Here is a 15,893-nt window from a genome sequence, read left to right as displayed (position 1 = left end):
ACCGTCGGCGGCGAACGGGCCGGCTCCGGTCAGCGGTTGAACGCCGGGAAGGCGAAGCGCTGGGCGACGGACAGCCCGTCGCCCTTCGCGTCCGTGGACTCGACCGAGTAGACCAGCGTGCGGGACAGGTCCGGGGTCGCGGCGATCACCGTCGCGTACCCGGGGCGCGAACCGGTCTTGCCCCAGATCACCCTGCCGTTCACCTCGAACCGCTCCAGCGCCGCGCCGTACCGCGCCCCGGGCACGTCCGGCAGCGTGAACATCTCCTTCAGCTGCGGCCTCGGCACCACCCGGCCGCGGAACAGCCCGACCAGCAGCCGTTCCAGATCGGCGGTCGTGGAGATCATGTCGCCGGCCGCGAACCGGTCGGACATGTTCCATTCGGTCACGTCGACCAGTTCGCCGTCGATCCAGTCGTAGCCCCGGTTGTGCGGGCCGTGGATCCGGGGGTCCGCGCCGACCGGGAAGGAACTGTGCCGCATGCCGAGCGGCCGGAAGACGCGCACCTCGGCCTGGTGCGCGTACGAGTCGCCGGTCACCTTCTCGATGAGCATGCCGAGCACGGTGTAGTGGATGTTGCCGTAGGTCTGCCGCGTGCCCGGCGCGTACGCCGGGCCCCCCGCCACGGCGTCCGCCACGACCTGACGGGGTGTCAGTGTCTCGAAGCGGTGCGGGTAGCCCTCCTCGACCGTGTCACCGAGGGACGAACCCGGGCGCAGTCCGCTGGTGTAGTTCAGCAACTGCCTTACCGTGACCGGCGCGAAGTCCGCCGTGAGCAGGCCCGGCAGATAGTGCTGCACGGTTCCGTCGAGGTCGATCCGGCCCTCCGCGGCCAGTTGCAGCACGATCGAGGCGGTCACCACCTTCGTGACCGAACCGGCCCGGAAGCGCGCGTCCTCCAGGGCCGGCGCTCCGGTGCGCACGTCCCGCACCCCGGCCGTCCCGCGCCAGGTCCCGTCACCGCCGACGCGGAGCAGCGCGGCGGTGGCGTCGTGGTCGGGCAGCCCGGCGATCGCGGCCGCGAGGGCCTCGGTGTCGGGGCCGGTGGCGGTCGTGGCGGGGGTGGTCGTGGTGCGGGCGGACCGCGCGGGCGCGGCGAGGGCGGAGCCGGCCAACGGGCCGGCGGCCACCGCGGTGACGAGGACGGCGGCCAGGAGGGCCGAACGGCTGGTGCGGGGCATGCGGGACTCCTTCGGGGGGCGGACGTCGGGCACCTGGAAGACGGTGCGTGATCATCCTCGGGCGCCGGGCCGGGAGGCGGATCCTCACCGAGGAGGCCCTGCGACCCTTGCTCGTCCCTGATCAACCAGCCGATTTTCTGGGGGAGTTGCCCGGGATCACCCCTACGGACCGCCCCGCGCGGGTGGAGTGCTCCCGCGCGGCCGTCACCTCGTCGCCGTGCTCGAACGCGCGTGGCCGACCTCGCGGTCCCGGGACGACCGAACGAGAGACCCTAGGCCGCGGTGCGCAGGGCGTGCAGGACGTCGATCCGGTTCGTCGTGATGGAGTCGGCGCCCAGGTCCAGCAGACGGCTCAAGGAACGGCGGGTGTCCGGGGTCCAGACCGACAGCAGCAGACCGTCGTGGTGCACCCGGGCCGCGAGCTCCCGGCTCACCAGGGAGAAGCGGTAGTTGAGCCAGCGCGGGCGGACCGCGGCCAGCAGCGCGGGCCGGGGCGGTGCCAGGGTCGTCCAGGTCAGGGCGATCTCGGCGGCCGGGTCGGCGGCGCGGACGGCGAGCATCGCCTCCGCGTGCGCGCTGTAGTAGACCCGCTCCCCGGCCCCGCACTGCCGGACCACGTCCAGGATCCGCGCCACCGTGCGACGGCCGACCGGCCCGCACAGGTCCACCATCACCCTGCTGTCCCCGGTCGCGGCCAGCGCCTCCGCCAGCGTCGGCACACCGCCCGCCGTGAGCCCGCGCAGCTCGTCGGCGGACAGCGCGGCCAGCGGCCGGTCGACCTCCCACAGCCGCCGCAGCGTGTCGTCGTGCAGCAGCACGGGGACGCCGTCGCGGGTGAGCCGTACGTCCACCTCCACGGCGTCCGCGCCCCGGTCGAGCGCGGACCGCAGTGAGGCGAGGGTGTTCTCACGGAAACGGTAGGGGTCGCCGCGGTGGGCCACGGCGGTCAGCGTCTGCATGGCCCCCATTGTGGCCGGTGTCAGCAGGCAGGCCAGGCGGCGGTGTACGTGTCGATCTCCGCCGTGATCCGCGCCTTGCCCGCCGCGTCGAGGAAGGAGGCCTCCACGGCGTTCTTCGCCAGCTCCGCCACGCCCCGCTCGTCGAGGTCCAGGAGCCGGGCGGCCACCGCGTACTCGTTGTTCAGGTCGGTGCCGAACATCGGCGGGTCGTCGGAGTTGATCGTGACCAGCACCCCGGCCCGCGTGAACTCCTTGACCGGGTGCTCCTCCAGCGTGCGGACCGCGCGGGTGGCGATGTTGGAGGTCGGGCAGACCTCCAGCGGGACGCGGTGCTCGGCGAGGTGGGCGAGCAGCTTCGGGTCCCGCGCCGAGCTGGTGCCGTGCCCGATCCGCTCGGCGCGCAGCTCGGTCAGCGCGTCCCACACCGTCTCCGGGCCGGTCGTCTCCCCGGCGTGCGGGACGGAGTGCAGACCGGCCGCGATGGCCCGGTCGAAGTACGGCTTGAACTGCGGCCGGGGCACGCCGATCTCCGGCCCGCCGAGCCCGAAAGACACCAGGCCCTCCGGGCGGAAGCGGTCGTCGGTGGCCAGTCGCACCGTCTCCTCGGCCGACTCCAGACCCGCCTCGCCGGGGATGTCGAAGCACCAGCGCAGCACGGTCCCGAACTCGGCCTCGGCGGTCTTCCGGGCGTCCTCGATCGCGTCCATGAACGCCCGCGGGTCGATACCGCGCCGGGTGGAGGAGAACGGTGTGAGCGTCAGTTCGGCGTACCGCACCTGCTGCCGGGCCATGTCGCGGGCCACCTCGTAGGTGAGCAGCCGGACGTCCTCCGGGGTGCGGATGAGGTCCACGACCGACAGGTACACCTCGATGAAGTGCGCGAAGTCGGTGAAGGTGAAGTAGTCGGCCAGGGCCTCGGGGTCGCTGGGGACCCTGGAGTCGGGGTGCCGGGCGGCCAGTTCGGAGACGATGCGGGGGGAGGCGGAGCCGACGTGGTGGACGTGCAGTTCCGCCTTGGGCAGTCCGGCGATGAAGGCGCGCAGATCGCGGTCGGCGGTACCGGTGGCGGGTACGGAGCTGTCGGTCAAGGGGTCCTCCCCGGGACGGGCGCCCGCGGCACGTGGTCCCCGGCACGTCGTGCGGCGGACGCGGTCCGTGGTGCGGGCGCGGTGATCGGCTGATCGGGTTGCGCCGCATCATCGTAGGCCCCGGGCCGCGGTGCCCCGCGCTGCCCGTAGCATGACGGGACGTCCAGCCGAGGGGTGTGCCGACCATGTCCGACGAGGTGCCGCAGTCCACGCCGGGGGAACAGAGCGACGGGCACCACTCCGCGACCCCCCGGGTCTCCTTCGACAAGGAACCGGAGCGGACGGCGCCGGCCGCGCGGGGAACGGACGGGGCAGGGGTCCAGGACCCCCCTCCCGACCCCGGCCCCGTACACGACCGGCGGACGGTGACGTCGCCGCCGGCGTTCCCGGGTTCGGTCACGCCCGCCGACGCCGCACCCGCGCCCTGGACCGCGCCGGCCGGGGGCCCCACCTCCACGGCCCCTGCCCCCCAGCCGAACCCGTTCGCCCCGCCGGCCGCCACCGCGGTGCCGCACCTGTCCGCTCCGCCGTCTCCGGCTCCCCAGCCGAACCCGTTCGCCCCGCCGGCCGCCACCGCGGTGCCGCACCTGTCCGCCCCGCCACCGCTGAGCTCCTACCCGCCCCCGGGGAACCCCTTCGCCCCGCCGGCGCCCCCCGCGGGCCCGCACGGGGGCGCGGAGCCGGTGCCGCCGCCTCCCATCGCCCCCGACGGCCCCGGCCAGGTGCCGTACGGCTATCCGGGCGCGGCGCCGGCGTACGGCTACCCGGGTCCGGGGCCCGCGTACGGCTACCCGGGCCCGCAACAGGCCCCGTACGGCGGTGTCGCTCCCTATCCCGCCGCGCACGGCCACGCCTGGCCCGGCATGCAGCCGTCCCCCAGCAACGGTCTGGGTACGGCCTCGCTGGTGCTGGGGATCGTGGCGACGGTCGGCTTCGTCCTGTGGCCGGTCGCCCTGGCCATGGGCATCCTGGCCGTGATCCTCGGCGGGCTGGGCCGGGGCAGGGCCAACCGGGGCGAGGCGACGAACCCCGGCGTGGCCCTGGCCGGCGTCATCTGCGGCGCCGCCGGGATCGTGCTGGTGCTGGTCCTGTTCGCCCTGTTGATAGCGACGGGCGCCTGACGCACCGGCCGGCGTACCCGGTCCCGGCGAGCGCGCCCGGTCCCGGCCGGCCCGTCCGAGTCGGCCGGGAAGACCCGTCCGAAGGCACCGCCCGGCACACGCCGTCCCGCCGAGGGTCCAGGGGCCGGTGACCCTGCCGAGGGTCCAGGGGCCGGCGACCCCGCCGAGGGTCCACGGGCCGACGACCCCGCCCAAGCGCCGCAGGCCTACGCGCCGGCCCCCGCCAGCCGCTCCCGGGCCTCCATCAGGGCGAAGCCCAGGAGGTTCAGGCCCTGCCAGCGCTCCGGGTCGAAGGCCGCCTCGTCGTCGGCCGACAGGCCGATGCCCCATATCCGGTCCACGGGGCTCGCCTCCACCAGCACCCGCTCACCGGTCCCGAGCAGGAACATCCCGAGGTCGTCGTCGGCGGCGAACTTGTGCACGTTGCCCTCGACCACCAGGCGGAAGCGTTCCCGCTCCCACACCGCCGCGTCGAAGTCCCGCACCAGCCGGCCCGCCTTCTTCGCCTCCGCGGGATGCTCCGCGGCCAGCACCCGGCGCTCGGCGTCGGCGTCCTCGAACAGCCGGGCCTTGCCCGCCATCATCCAGTGCTCCGCCGTCGCGTACCGCACGCCGTCCACCACGAACGGCGACGGCCACCACTGGCTCAGACAGCTCGCGCCGATCCGGCCGTCCGGCCGCGGCCGGTGTCCCCAGAAGTGCAGAAACCTGATCCGGGACCCCGCCCGGACCTCCCTGAGCAGGGCGTCCACCCCGTCGATCTTCCCCATGCACGCGAGTGTGGCACGCACCACTGACACACCGTCCGTCCTTTTCCGCCCCGACTCGACACCTGGTCGACAGATTCCGTCGCGTAACCAAAAGGCAACAACGGAATCACTTGTTGGCGTCCGGTCCCTCTGTCAGGATCGGCACTCAAATCGAGCTGGAGCCACGCCCCCCGCCCCTCGGGACGGGCGCACGGCGGAGGAGAGCGACATGCACAACCCGGGCACCGCCACCCCGGAACGATTCCCCGCACAGGACCGCCTCGCGGACGGCGCGCAGTTCATCGCGGGCCGGCCCGCCCGGGGCACCTCGGGCCGTACGCACTCCGTGGTCGACCCGGCCACCGGCGCCGAGGTGTACACCTACGAGCTGGCCGGTACAGAGGACGTCGACGCGGCCGTCGCCGCCGCGCGCGCCGCCTTCCCCGGCTGGGCCGCCGCCACCCCGGGCGAGCGCTCGGACGCGCTGCACCGGTTCGCCGCCGTGCTCGCCGACCGCGCCGAGGAGTTCGCCCGCGCCGAGTCGCTCCAGTGCGGCAAACCGCTCAAGCTCACCCGCGAGTTCGACGTTCCGGGGACCGTCGACAACACCGCGTTCTTCGCGGGCGCGGCCCGGCACCTCCAGGGGCAGTCCGCCGGTGAGTACTCCGGCGACCACACGTCGTACGTCCGGCGCGAGCCCATCGGGGTCGTCGGCTCCATCGCACCCTGGAACTACCCGCTCCAGATGGCCGCCTGGAAGATCCTCCCGGCGATCGCCGCGGGCAACACCATCGTGCTGAAGCCCGCCGAGCCGACCCCGCTGACCTCGCTGCTGTTCGCGCGCGCCGCCACGGACGCCGGCATCCCGCAGGGCGTGGTCAACATCGTCACCGGGACCGGGAAGGAGGCCGGTGAGCACCTGGTCGGGCACCCCGACGTGGCCATGACCTCCTTCACCGGCTCCACCGCCGTCGGCAAGCGCGTCGCCCGGATCGCCACCGCCACCGTCAAGCGGCTGCACCTGGAACTGGGCGGCAAGGCGCCCTTCGTGGTCTTCGACGACGCCGACCTGGAGGCCGCCGTGCACGGCGCGGTCGCCGGCGCGCTCATCAACACCGGGCAGGACTGCACGGCGGCCACGCGCGCGTACGTGCAGCGCCCGCTGTACGAGGCGTTCGTGGAGCGGACCGCCGCGCTGATGGGCACCGTGCGGCTCGGCGACCCGTTCGCGCCTGGCACCGACCTCGGGCCGCTGATCTCGCACGTCCAGCGCGACCGGGTCGCCGGTTTCGTGGACCGCGCGCGGGGTTACGCGCGCGTGGTGACGGGCGGCGAGGCCCCCCAGGGCGACCTGAAGGACGGCGCCTACTACCGGCCCACGCTGATCGCCGACGCGGCCCAGGACAGCGAGATCGTCCAGTCGGAGATCTTCGGTCCGGTACTGGTCGTCCTTCCGTTCGACAGTGATGATGAGGGCATCCGGCTGGCCAACGACACCCCGTACGGCCTCGCCGCCTCCGCGTGGAGCCGCGACGTCTACCGCGCGAACCGGGCCACCCGTGAGATCAAGGCGGGCTGCGTCTGGATCAACGACCACATCCCGATCATCAGCGAGATGCCGCACGGCGGCTACAAGGCCTCCGGCTTCGGCAAGGACATGTCGGCGTACTCCTTCGAGGAGTACACGCAGGTCAAACACGTAATGTTCGACAACACCGCGGTGGCCGCGAAGGACTGGCACCGCACGATCTTCGGGGACCGCTAGCGACGACCAGGCCACCGACCAGGCCGATCCTCCGAAAGGGCACCACGCGCATGGAGCAGTACGAGCCCGACCGCCTCACTCCGCCCCAGGCGGCCGCCATGCGGCGCAGCCTGCTGGGCGGCAGGGCCGCTCTGACCCGCCGGTCGCTGCTGCGGGCGTCCGCGGGCGGCGCGCTCGCCGCCGGCGGCCTCGGGGCGCTGAGCGGCTGCGGGATCCCCGCCGCGGGCAAGACCCAGGGCGGCACCTCCGCCCAGGACCACTCGGCCCGGGAGAAGGTCGTGAACTTCTCCAACTGGACCGAGTACATCGACGTCGACGACAGCGGCAAGCACCACCCCACCCTGGAGACCTTCCGCCGGCGGACCGGGATCACGGTCAACTACAGCGAGGACATCAACGACAACAACGAGTTCTTCGGCAAGATCAAGCCGCAGCTCGCCGCGGGCCAGGACACCGGCCGGGACCTCATCGTCCTCACCGACTGGCTGGCCGCCCGGCTGATCCGCCTGGGCTGGGTGCAAAAGCTCGACCCGTCGAACCTCCCGCACGCGTACACCAACCTCTCGCCCCAGTTCCGTAACCCCGACTGGGACCCCGGGCGGGCGTACTCGTACCCCTGGCAGGGCATCTCCACCGTGATCGCCTACAACAAGAAGGCGCTCGACGGCATCGAGGTGAAGTCGGTCTCCGACCTGCTCGACAACCCCAGGCTGAAGGGGCGCGTGGGCTTCCTGTCGGAGATGCGGGACTCCGTCGGCATGACCCTGCTGGACATGGGCAAGGACCCGGCGAAGTTCACCGACGACGACTTCGACGCGGCGATCGCCCGCCTCCAGAAGGCCGTCGACAAGGGCCAGATCCGCCGCTTCACCGGCAACGACTACACCTCCGACCTGACCAAGGGCGACTTCGCGGCCTGTGTCGCCTGGGCGGGCGACGTGGTCCAGCTCAAGGCGGACAGCCCGGACGTCGACTTCGTCATCCCCGACAGCGGCTACATGACGTCGACCGACAACCTGTGCGTCCCCAACAAGGCGCGGCACAAGACGAACGCCGAGCGGCTCATCGACTTCTACTACGAGCCCCAGCAGGCCGCCGCGCTCGCCGCGTACATCAACTACGTGACGCCCGTCGACGGTGTGAAGCCCTACCTTGCGAAGATCGACAAGGACGCGGCGGACAACCCGCTGATCGTCCCCGACAAGGCCATGCAGGCGAGGTCCCACGCCTTCCGCTCCCTGAGCCAGAAGGAAGAGACGGCCTACGAAGAGAAGTTCGCGAAGCTCACAGGGGCGTGACGACGATGAAGACGACACCAGACAACAGCGGCGACGTCCGCCTCTCCGGCATCTCCAAGACGTACGGGTCCTTCACCGCCGTGCACCCGCTGGACCTGACCGTGCCCGAGGGCTCCTTCTTCGCCCTGCTCGGCGCCTCCGGCTGCGGCAAGACCACCACCCTGCGCATGATCGCCGGCCTGGAGGAGCCCACGACGGGCACCGTCCGGCTCGGCGAGCAGGACGTCACTCACCTGCCGCCGTACAAACGGCCGGTGAACACGGTCTTCCAGTCCTACGCCCTCTTCCCGCACCTCGACATCTTCGAGAACGTCGCCTTCGGCCTGCGCCGGCGCGGCATCAAGAGCGTGAAGAAGCAGGTGGAGGACATGCTGGAGCTGGTCCAGCTCGGCGAGCAGGCGCGCAAGAAGCCGCACCAGCTCTCCGGCGGCCAGCAGCAGCGCGTCGCCGTGGCCCGCGCGCTGATCAACCACCCCAAGGTGCTCCTGCTGGACGAGCCGCTCGGCGCGCTGGACCTCAAGCTGCGCCGCCAGATGCAGCTGGAGCTCAAGCGCATCCAGACCGAGGTCGGCATCACCTTCGTCCACGTCACGCACGACCAGGAGGAGGCCATGACCATGGCCGACACGGTCGCCGTGATGAACGGCGGCCGGGTCGAGCAGCTCGGCTCGCCGGCCGACCTGTACGAGAACCCGCGGAGCACCTTCGTCGCGAACTTCCTCGGGACCTCCAACCTCATCGAGGCCGAGGTCGACACGAAGAACGGCGACGACATCGTGCTCAAGGCGGGCGGCGGCAAGCTGGTGCTGCCCGAGGCGCGCTGTTCCGCCCCGACGACGGCAGGCGGCAAGGTGCTGGTCGGCATCCGCCCGGAGAAGATCTCGCTCACGCACGCCGACGACGCGGGGGAGATCCCGGACGGCCGCAACCGCCTCACCGGCACGATCGCCGACGCCAGCTTCATCGGCGTCTCCACGCAGTACGTCATCGACAGCCCGGTCTGCGACGAGTTGGCGGTGTACGTGCAGAACGTCGAGCGGGACGGCCGGCTCGTCCCCGGCGCCGACGTGGTCCTGCACTGGAGCCCGGCGCACACGTTCGGCCTGGACGCCGCTCAGTCCCTGCTCGCTGGGACAGTGGGCTCCGCGGGCACCGAGGAAGAGGCCGCCGCCTGATGTCCACCCTCACCGAGGCGCCACCGCCTCTCGCGCCCGCGGCCCCGGAGAAGAAGCCCCCGCGCAGGCGTGGCCGGTTCACCCCGTACTGGCTGCTGCTTCCGGGCATCCTGTGGCTGATCGTCTTCTTCGCGCTGCCGATGCTCTACCAGGCCTCCACCTCCGTGCAGCAGGGCTCCCTGGAGGACGGCTACAAGGTCACCTGGCACTTCGCGACGTACTGGGACGCCCTGTCCGCGTACTGGCCGCAGTTCCTGCGGTCCGTGTTCTACGCCGCCGCCGCGACCGTGCTGTGCCTGCTGCTCGGTTACCCGCTGGCCTACCTCATCGCCTTCCGCGCGGGCCGCTGGAAGAACCTGATCATGATCCTGGTGATCGCGCCGTTCTTCACCAGCTTCCTGATCCGCACCCTGGCCTGGAAGACGATCCTCGCCGACAACGGCGTGGTCGTGCACACGCTGAACTCACTGCACGTCCTGGACCTCACCAACTGGCTCGGCTGGACGGCGGGCGACCGCGTCCTGGCCACCCCGCTCGCGGTCGTGTGCGGCCTGACGTACAACTTCCTGCCGTTCATGATCCTGCCGCTGTACACCTCGCTGGAGCGGATCGACGGCCGGCTGCACGAGGCGGCCGGCGACCTGTACGCCAAGCCGTGGACCACCTTCCGCAAGGTCACCTTCCCGCTGTCCATGCCGGGCGTGGTCTCCGGGACGCTGCTGACCTTCATCCCGGCGGCCGGTGACTACGTCAACGCCGAACTCCTCGGCTCCACCGACACCCGCATGATCGGCAACGTCATCCAGACGCAGTTCCTGCGCATCCTCGACTACCCGACGGCCGCGGCCCTCTCCTTCATCCTCATGGCCGCGATCCTGGCCATGGTCACGTTCTACATCCGCCGGTCCGGGACGGAGGACCTGGTCTAAATGCCGTTCGTCACCTGGCTCAAGCGCCATCTCGTCGTCATCGCCGGACTGCTGACCCTCGCCTATCTCCTGCTGCCGAACGTCATCGTCACGGTGTTCTCCTTCAACAAACCGAAGGGGCGCTTCAACTACGAATGGCAGCGGTTCTCCACGCACGCCTGGAAGGACCCCTGCGGTGTCGCCGACATGTGCGGCTCGCTGTCCATCAGCCTCCAGATCGCCGTGTGGGCGACGGTCGGCGCCACGATCCTCGGCACGATGATCTCCTTCGCGCTGGTCCGCTACCGCTTCCGCGCGCGGGGCGCCGTCAACTCGCTGATCTTCCTGCCGATGGCGATGCCCGAGGTCGTCATGGCCGCCTCGCTGCTCACCCTGTTCCTGAACATGGGCGCCCAGCTGGGCTTCTTCACGATCCTCATCGCCCACATCATGTTCTGCCTGAGCTTCGTCGTCACCGCGGTCAAGGCCCGTGTGATGTCGATGGACCCGCGTCTGGAGGAGGCCGCCCGGGACCTGTACGCCGGTCCCGTGCAGACCTTCCTGCGGGTCACCCTGCCCATCGCGGCCCCCGGGATCGCCGCGGGCGCGCTGCTGTCGTTCGCGCTCTCCTTCGACGACTTCATCATCACCAACTTCAACGCGGGCTCGACCGTCACCTTCCCCATGTTCGTGTGGGGCTCGGCCCAGCGTGGAACGCCCGTCCAGATCAACGTGATCGGCACGGCCATGTTCCTGATCGCCGTCCTGTTCGTGCTGACGTCGATGGTCGTCGGCAACCGCCGGAACAAGCAAAAGGCATAAGCCCTTTCCCGGAACGTCCTGTGTAGGGAAACGTCCTCTGTAGGGAGTTGAAATCATGGCCCCAAGCGCCATGAGCCGTGGCAAAGACAACTGGATCGCCTCTCTCTCCGAAGCCCAGCCGGTCCCGTACTGGCTGGAAGACCCCGGCAAGCCACCCGCCGAGCCCGCCCTCACCGGCACCGAGACGTGCGACCTGCTGGTCGTGGGCGGCGGCTACAGCGGGCTGTGGACCGCGCTGAACGCCAAGGAGCGCGACCCGCGGCGCGATGTGGTGCTGCTGGAAGGCCGCGAGGTGGGCTGGGCCGCCTCCGGCCGCAACGGCGGCTTCTGCGCCGCCTCCCTCACGCACGGCCTGCCCAACGGCCTGGCCCGCTGGCCCGACGAGATCCACAGGCTTCAGGAACTGGGCCGGCGCAACCTCGACGGGATCGAGGCGGCGATCGCCCGGCACGGCATCGACTGCGACTTCGAACGCACCGGCGAGATCGACGTCGCCACCGAGACCTACCAGGCCTGGGAACTGCGCGACTGGCACCGGGAACTCCAGGAGAGGGGCCTCGCGGACGACATCGAGTTCCTGGACGCCGACGCCGTGCGCGAGCAGGTGAACTCGCCCACTTTCGAGGCCGGCCTGTGGGACCGCCGGGGCGTGGCCATGCTCCACCCGGCCAAGCTGGCGTGGGGCCTGAAGAAGGCCTGCCTGGAGCTCGGGGTGCGGGTGTACGAGCACACGCCCGCCCTGTCCCTGAGGAGCTACGGCGCCGGGATGGCCGTACGCACTCCGTACGGCGCCGTCCGCGCCCGCAAGGTCGCGCTCGGCACGAACATCTTCCCGAGCCTGCTGCGCCGCGTGCGCTCCTACACCGTCCCCGTCTACGACTACGCCCTGATGACCGAGCCGCTGACCGCCGAGCAGCTCGCCTCGATCGGCTGGAAGAACAGACAGGGTCTCGGGGACTCGGCGAACCAGTTCCACTACTTCCGGCTGTCCGCCGACAACCGTGTCCTGTGGGGCGGCTACGACGCGATCTACCCCTACGGCGGCCGGGTCCGGGCCGAGTACGACGACCGGCCCGAGACGTACGCCAAGCTCGCGGGGCACTTCTTCACGTGCTTCCCGCAGCTGGAGGGCGTCCGCTTCACCCACGCCTGGGGCGGCGCGATCGACACCTGCTCCCGCTTCTCGGCGTTCTTCGGCACCGCCCACCAGGGCCGCGTGGCCTACGCGGCGGGTTACACCGGCCTCGGCGTCGGCGCGACCCGGTTCGGGGCGGACGTGATGCTGGACCTGCTGGACGGGGAGCGCACCGAGCGGACCGAGCTGGAGATGGTCCGCAAGAAGCCGCTGCCGTTCCCGCCGGAGCCCTTCGCCTGGACGGGCATCGCCCTGACCAAGTGGTCGCTGGCCCGCGCGGACGCCCACGGGGGCCGCCGGAACCTGTGGCTGCGGACGATGGACCGGCTGGGACTGGGCTTCGACAGTTAGAACCTCTCGTTTGGATCAGGCCGGGCTCGCGGGGCCCTGGCCGGGGTCTGCCCGGACCGGCGCAACAAGTCGGCCGAACCCGCGTAATGCTCCCCGGAGGGCCTCCCTCTCCCTCGTGACGGACGCGACCGCGTCCGCGGTAACCACGGGAGAAAGGGAGGCCTTCTATGACTGGGGCGAAGACGGCGGTCGACTGGCTGGCATCCGTCGCACCGGACCCCGAGGCCTGCCGCCGGCAGTGGGAGCGCAACCCCCTCGGGGTCGCGCTGCTGCCCGCGGGCAAGGCGTGGGACGTCCTGATCCTGCCGGGTGCCCTCGGCTACCCGACCCTCGACGTGCTCACCCGCGTCCTCGATCAACTCGGCCCGGTGCTCGTCGACTTCGGCGACAACCGGGTCGGGTTCCTCGTGCCCCCGGGCACCGCTGCCCGCTGGCTCGGCACCGGGATCAGGACCGCGGGGGCCGGCACCTGGATCGTCGTGCCGTATCCGGGCCGGGTGACCCGGGGCGTGCGCTGGCTGGTGCCGCCGGACGGCTCGGGGACGCTGACCGACCCGGCACTGCTGGAACTGGCGATGCACGAGGCGGCGGCGAGGGCCGCGGGGGAGTCAGGGGGGAACCGCTGACGCCCCGGCACCTTGACAACGCGATTGGTCTGGACCAAGTTGTGTGCGCTCCGCTCCTCCAACTCCCCGGCAACCGGAGGCCCTTGTGGACCGCGCCAGACGCCCCAGATCCGTCCTCGCCGTGCTCACCGCCGCACTGCTGGCCGTGCCCGGCATCACCGCGCTCTCGTCGGCCGCCCGCGCGGCCGACGCCGACGTCGCGGTCAACGGCGGCTTCGAGTCCGGCCTGACCGGCTGGACCTGCACCGCCGGCACCACCGTCACCTCACCCGTGCACAGCGGGAGCGCGGCGCTCCAGGCCACCCCGGCCGGCAGCGACAACGCCCAGTGCTCCCAGACGGTGACCGTCCAGCCGAACGCGCAGTACACCCTGTCCGGGTACGTCCGCGGCTCCTACGTCTACCTCGGCGCGAGCGGCACCGGCACCACCGACGTCTCCGCCTGGACCCAGTCCGCCCCCGACTGGCAGAAGCTCAGCACCACCTTCCGTACCGGGGCGGCCACCACCAAGGTCACGATCTACACCCACGGCTGGTACGGCACCGGCGCCTACAACGCCGACGACCTCACCCTGATCGGCCCCGGCGGCAGCGGCACCACACAGCCGCCCGCCGCCCCCACCGGCCTGCGGACCACCACCGTGACCTCGTCCTCCGTCGGGCTGTCCTGGTCCGCGGTGACCGGCGCGAACGGCTACGCGGTCTACCGCGACGGCACCAGGGTGCAGACGGTGACCGGCACCTCGGCCACCGTCTCCGGCCTCGCGGCCTCGACGGCGTACAGCTTCCAGGTCACCGCGGTGAACGACGCCGGGGAGTCCGCGAAGTCCGCCGTCGTGACCGCGACGACCGGCACCGGCGGGGGCGGCGGCCCGTCCGACCTGCCCGCCCACGCCCTCGTCGGCTACCTGCACGCCAGCTTTGCCAACGGCGCCGGCTACACCCGCCTCGCCGACGTCCCCGACAGCTGGGACGTCATCGACCTGGCCTTCGGCGAGCCGACCTCGGTCACCTCGGGGGACATCCGGTTCACCCGCTGCCCGGTCACCGAATGCCCGAACGTGGAGAGCGACGCCGACTTCAAGGCCGCGATCAAGGCCAAGCAGGCCGCCGGCAAGAAGGTCCTGATCTCGATCGGCGGCCAGAACGGCCAGGTCCAGCTCACCACGACCGCGGCCCGCGACACCTTCGTCTCCTCCGTCTCGAAGATCATCGACACCTGGGGCCTCGACGGCCTGGACATCGACTTCGAGGGCCACTCGCTGTCCCTGAACGCCGACGACACGGACTTCAGGAACCCGACCACCCCCGTGATCGTGAACCTCATCTCCGCGCTGAAGACGCTGAAGGCCAAGTACGGCGCGAAGTTCGTCCTCACCATGGCCCCGGAGACCTTCTTCGTGCAGAACGGCTACCAGTACTACGGCACCGGCAAATGGGGCGGCCAGGACCCCCGCTGCGGCGCCTACCTCCCGGTCATCCACGCCCTGCGCGACGACCTCACGCTCCTGCACGTCCAGGACTACAACTCCGGCCCGATCATGGGCCTGGACAACCAGTACCACTCCATGGGCGGCGCCGACTTCCACATCGCCATGACCGACATGCTCCTCACCGGCTTCCCGGTCGCGGGCGACCCGAACAACGTCTTCCCGCCGCTGCGCCCCGACCAGGTCGCGATCGGCATGCCGGCGTCCACGAACGCGGGCAACGGCTACGTCTCCCCGCCGGAGGTCACCAAGACCCTGGACTGCCTGACGAAGAGGACGAACTGCGGCTCGTACGCCACCCACGGGACCTGGCCCGCGCTGCGGGGTCTGATGACGTGGTCGGTGAACTGGGACCGCTACGCGAACTGGGAGTTCCAGAAGAACTTCGACGCGTACTTCGGCTGAGCACGCGAAACAGGGCGGCCAGCAGCACCGTGCCCAGGCACCAGCCGGCCACCACGTCCAGCGGCCAGTGCCAGCCGTGGCGGACCAGGCCGTACGACACCCCGAGGACCAGGGCCGCGCACCCCGCCACCAGGACGCGGCGGGCGGCGGGGGAGCGGAGCCAGGGCAGGAGGAGCAGGGTCGCGGAACCGTACGCGACCGCGGCCGTCGTCGTGTGACCGGAGGGGAAGTAGCCCGTCCCCGGGGGCACCACCGGTGTCCCCGGCCGGGCCGTCCACTCCTTCAGCGGGACGACGAGCGCCGGGACCAGCGCCATCAGCACGGCCGCGGCCAGCGGCGGCAGCCACCACCGCCCGGCACCGGCGGCCCGGCCCCGCCAGGCCACGTACCCGAGGACCACGGCGAGCACGGGCAGGGCGACCTGGACGTTGCCGAGGTCGGAGAGCAGCTGGGAGAACCGGTCAGGGTGCACCAGGGCCCGGCTGGCGTCCGCGTCCAGCCGGAGCAGCGGCCCGTCGGCGACGACCTGCCAGGTGACGAGGGCGAGGACGACCGCCGGGAGGACCAGGAGCAGCATGGCCCCAGCTTGGCAGACGAGCGCGGAGAAGGAGGTCGGCCGCCCCGGAACAGGGGGGGTGGTTCCGAGGCGGCCGTCCGGACCGGAACGTCGCGCGCCCCGGGGGGTTTGGGGCGGCGACCGTCCGATCGGTGAGGAGATCCCGGAGCCGTCAGGCGCCGGTTGTGTGCGCGAGGGCACGACCAGGTCGAAGCTGGGGAGGCCCCGGCCCGGTGTCCGCCCGCAGTCCCCTGTGGGCGGGTGT

General features: G+C 71.7%; 13 protein-coding genes and 1 pseudogene. 9 read left to right on the top strand and 5 right to left on the bottom strand.

Going from position 1 to position 15,893, the window contains the following annotated elements:
- Positions 1–29: 29 nt before the first annotated feature.
- The 3 genes from LG395_RS28910 to LG395_RS28900 form a co-directional block, all read right to left on the bottom strand.
- Entirely contained in the window at positions 30–1,181 is a 1,152-nt protein-coding gene (locus LG395_RS28910; RefSeq protein ID WP_225811734.1) for a serine hydrolase domain-containing protein, read from the bottom strand.
- A 272-nt stretch (positions 1,182–1,453) separates the two neighbouring features.
- Complete coding sequence (locus LG395_RS28905) at positions 1,454–2,140, bottom strand: glycerophosphodiester phosphodiesterase (RefSeq protein ID WP_225811805.1); 687 nt, start codon at positions 2,138–2,140, stop codon at positions 1,454–1,456.
- Positions 2,141–2,160: 20 nt separating this feature from the next.
- Positions 2,161–3,228 carry an adenosine deaminase gene (locus tag LG395_RS28900; protein ID WP_225811733.1) on the bottom strand — a complete coding sequence of 356 codons (1,068 nt, stop codon included), beginning with the start codon at positions 3,226–3,228 and terminating at the stop codon, positions 2,161–2,163.
- A gap of 185 nt (positions 3,229–3,413) precedes the next feature.
- Between LG395_RS28900 and LG395_RS28895 the strand changes: the two genes are divergently transcribed.
- Positions 3,414–4,349: a DUF4190 domain-containing protein gene (locus LG395_RS28895; protein ID WP_225811808.1), complete on the top strand. Its 936-nt coding sequence runs from the start codon at positions 3,414–3,416 to the stop codon at positions 4,347–4,349.
- Between the two features lie 206 nt (positions 4,350–4,555).
- On the opposite strand, the gene ybiA is transcribed toward LG395_RS28895, so the two are convergent.
- Positions 4,556–5,119 carry a riboflavin biosynthesis intermediates N-glycosidase gene (gene ybiA / locus LG395_RS28890; protein ID WP_225811732.1) on the bottom strand — a complete coding sequence of 188 codons (564 nt, stop codon included), beginning with the start codon at positions 5,117–5,119 and terminating at the stop codon, positions 4,556–4,558.
- Between the two features lie 208 nt (positions 5,120–5,327).
- Here ybiA and LG395_RS28885 point away from each other — a divergent pair, with 208 nt between their 5' ends.
- From LG395_RS28885 to LG395_RS28850, 8 genes are all read left to right on the top strand, one after another.
- Positions 5,328–6,863: a gamma-aminobutyraldehyde dehydrogenase gene (locus tag LG395_RS28885; RefSeq protein WP_225811731.1), complete on the top strand. Its 1,536-nt coding sequence runs from the start codon at positions 5,328–5,330 to the stop codon at positions 6,861–6,863.
- 50 nt (positions 6,864–6,913) lie between these two features.
- The gene (locus LG395_RS28880) at positions 6,914–8,161 is read left to right on the top strand and encodes a polyamine ABC transporter substrate-binding protein (protein WP_171152372.1); all 1,248 of its coding nucleotides are present in this window, start codon (positions 6,914–6,916) and stop codon (positions 8,159–8,161) included.
- 5 nt (positions 8,162–8,166) lie between these two features.
- Positions 8,167–9,336 carry an ABC transporter ATP-binding protein gene (locus LG395_RS28875; RefSeq protein WP_171152371.1) on the top strand — a complete coding sequence of 390 codons (1,170 nt, stop codon included), beginning with the start codon at positions 8,167–8,169 and terminating at the stop codon, positions 9,334–9,336.
- Positions 9,336–10,265, top strand: a complete 930-nt coding sequence (locus LG395_RS28870) for an ABC transporter permease (protein WP_171152369.1) — start codon at positions 9,336–9,338, stop codon at positions 10,263–10,265. The genes LG395_RS28875 and LG395_RS28870 overlap by 1 nt, the downstream gene beginning before the upstream one ends.
- Positions 10,266–11,066 carry an ABC transporter permease gene (locus tag LG395_RS28865; RefSeq protein WP_225811730.1) on the top strand — a complete coding sequence of 267 codons (801 nt, stop codon included), beginning with the start codon at positions 10,266–10,268 and terminating at the stop codon, positions 11,064–11,066. It begins immediately after the preceding gene.
- A 55-nt stretch (positions 11,067–11,121) separates the two neighbouring features.
- Positions 11,122–12,552: an NAD(P)/FAD-dependent oxidoreductase gene (locus tag LG395_RS28860; protein WP_225811729.1), complete on the top strand. Its 1,431-nt coding sequence runs from the start codon at positions 11,122–11,124 to the stop codon at positions 12,550–12,552.
- Between the two features lie 167 nt (positions 12,553–12,719).
- Complete coding sequence (locus LG395_RS28855; RefSeq protein WP_171152363.1) at positions 12,720–13,178, top strand: hypothetical protein; 459 nt, start codon at positions 12,720–12,722, stop codon at positions 13,176–13,178.
- 85 nt (positions 13,179–13,263) lie between these two features.
- A complete protein-coding gene (locus LG395_RS28850; protein ID WP_225811728.1) occupies positions 13,264–15,072 on the top strand; it encodes a chitinase in 1,809 nt (602 codons plus the stop codon).
- Here the strand turns inward: LG395_RS28850 and LG395_RS41725 are convergent.
- Positions 15,014–15,649, bottom strand: a pseudogene (locus LG395_RS41725) (phosphatase PAP2 family protein); the annotation flags it as partial. The gene LG395_RS28850 and the pseudogene LG395_RS41725 sit on opposite strands and share 59 nt — an antisense overlap.
- Between the last annotated feature and the right edge of the window lie 244 nt (positions 15,650–15,893).

This window comes from Streptomyces spinosus (genome assembly GCF_020400655.1).
In the GTDB taxonomy this organism is placed as follows: domain Bacteria; phylum Actinomycetota; class Actinomycetes; order Streptomycetales; family Streptomycetaceae; genus Streptomyces; species Streptomyces argyrophylli.
This window is presented reverse-complemented; position numbering and strand designations above follow the sequence as displayed.

Bases quoted from the DNA above. Each gene is read 5' to 3' on its own strand.
- LG395_RS28910 (WP_225811734.1), bottom strand. From the start codon at position 1,181: ATGCCCCGCACCAGCCGTTCGGCCCTCCTGGCCGCCGTCCTCGTCACC.
- LG395_RS28905 (WP_225811805.1), bottom strand. From the start codon at position 2,140: ATGCAGACGCTGACCGCCGTGGCCCACCGCGGCGACCCCTACCGTTTC.
- LG395_RS28895 (WP_225811808.1), top strand. From the start codon at position 3,414: ATGTCCGACGAGGTGCCGCAGTCCACGCCGGGGGAACAGAGCGACGGG.
- ybiA (WP_225811732.1), bottom strand. From the start codon at position 5,119: ATGGGGAAGATCGACGGGGTGGACGCCCTGCTCAGGGAGGTCCGGGCG.
- LG395_RS28885 (WP_225811731.1), top strand. From the start codon at position 5,328: ATGCACAACCCGGGCACCGCCACCCCGGAACGATTCCCCGCACAGGAC.
- LG395_RS28880 (WP_171152372.1), top strand. From the start codon at position 6,914: ATGGAGCAGTACGAGCCCGACCGCCTCACTCCGCCCCAGGCGGCCGCC.
- LG395_RS28875 (WP_171152371.1), top strand. From the start codon at position 8,167: ATGAAGACGACACCAGACAACAGCGGCGACGTCCGCCTCTCCGGCATC.
- LG395_RS28870 (WP_171152369.1), top strand. From the start codon at position 9,336: ATGTCCACCCTCACCGAGGCGCCACCGCCTCTCGCGCCCGCGGCCCCG.
- LG395_RS28865 (WP_225811730.1), top strand. From the start codon at position 10,266: ATGCCGTTCGTCACCTGGCTCAAGCGCCATCTCGTCGTCATCGCCGGA.
- LG395_RS28860 (WP_225811729.1), top strand. From the start codon at position 11,122: ATGGCCCCAAGCGCCATGAGCCGTGGCAAAGACAACTGGATCGCCTCT.
- LG395_RS28855 (WP_171152363.1), top strand. From the start codon at position 12,720: ATGACTGGGGCGAAGACGGCGGTCGACTGGCTGGCATCCGTCGCACCG.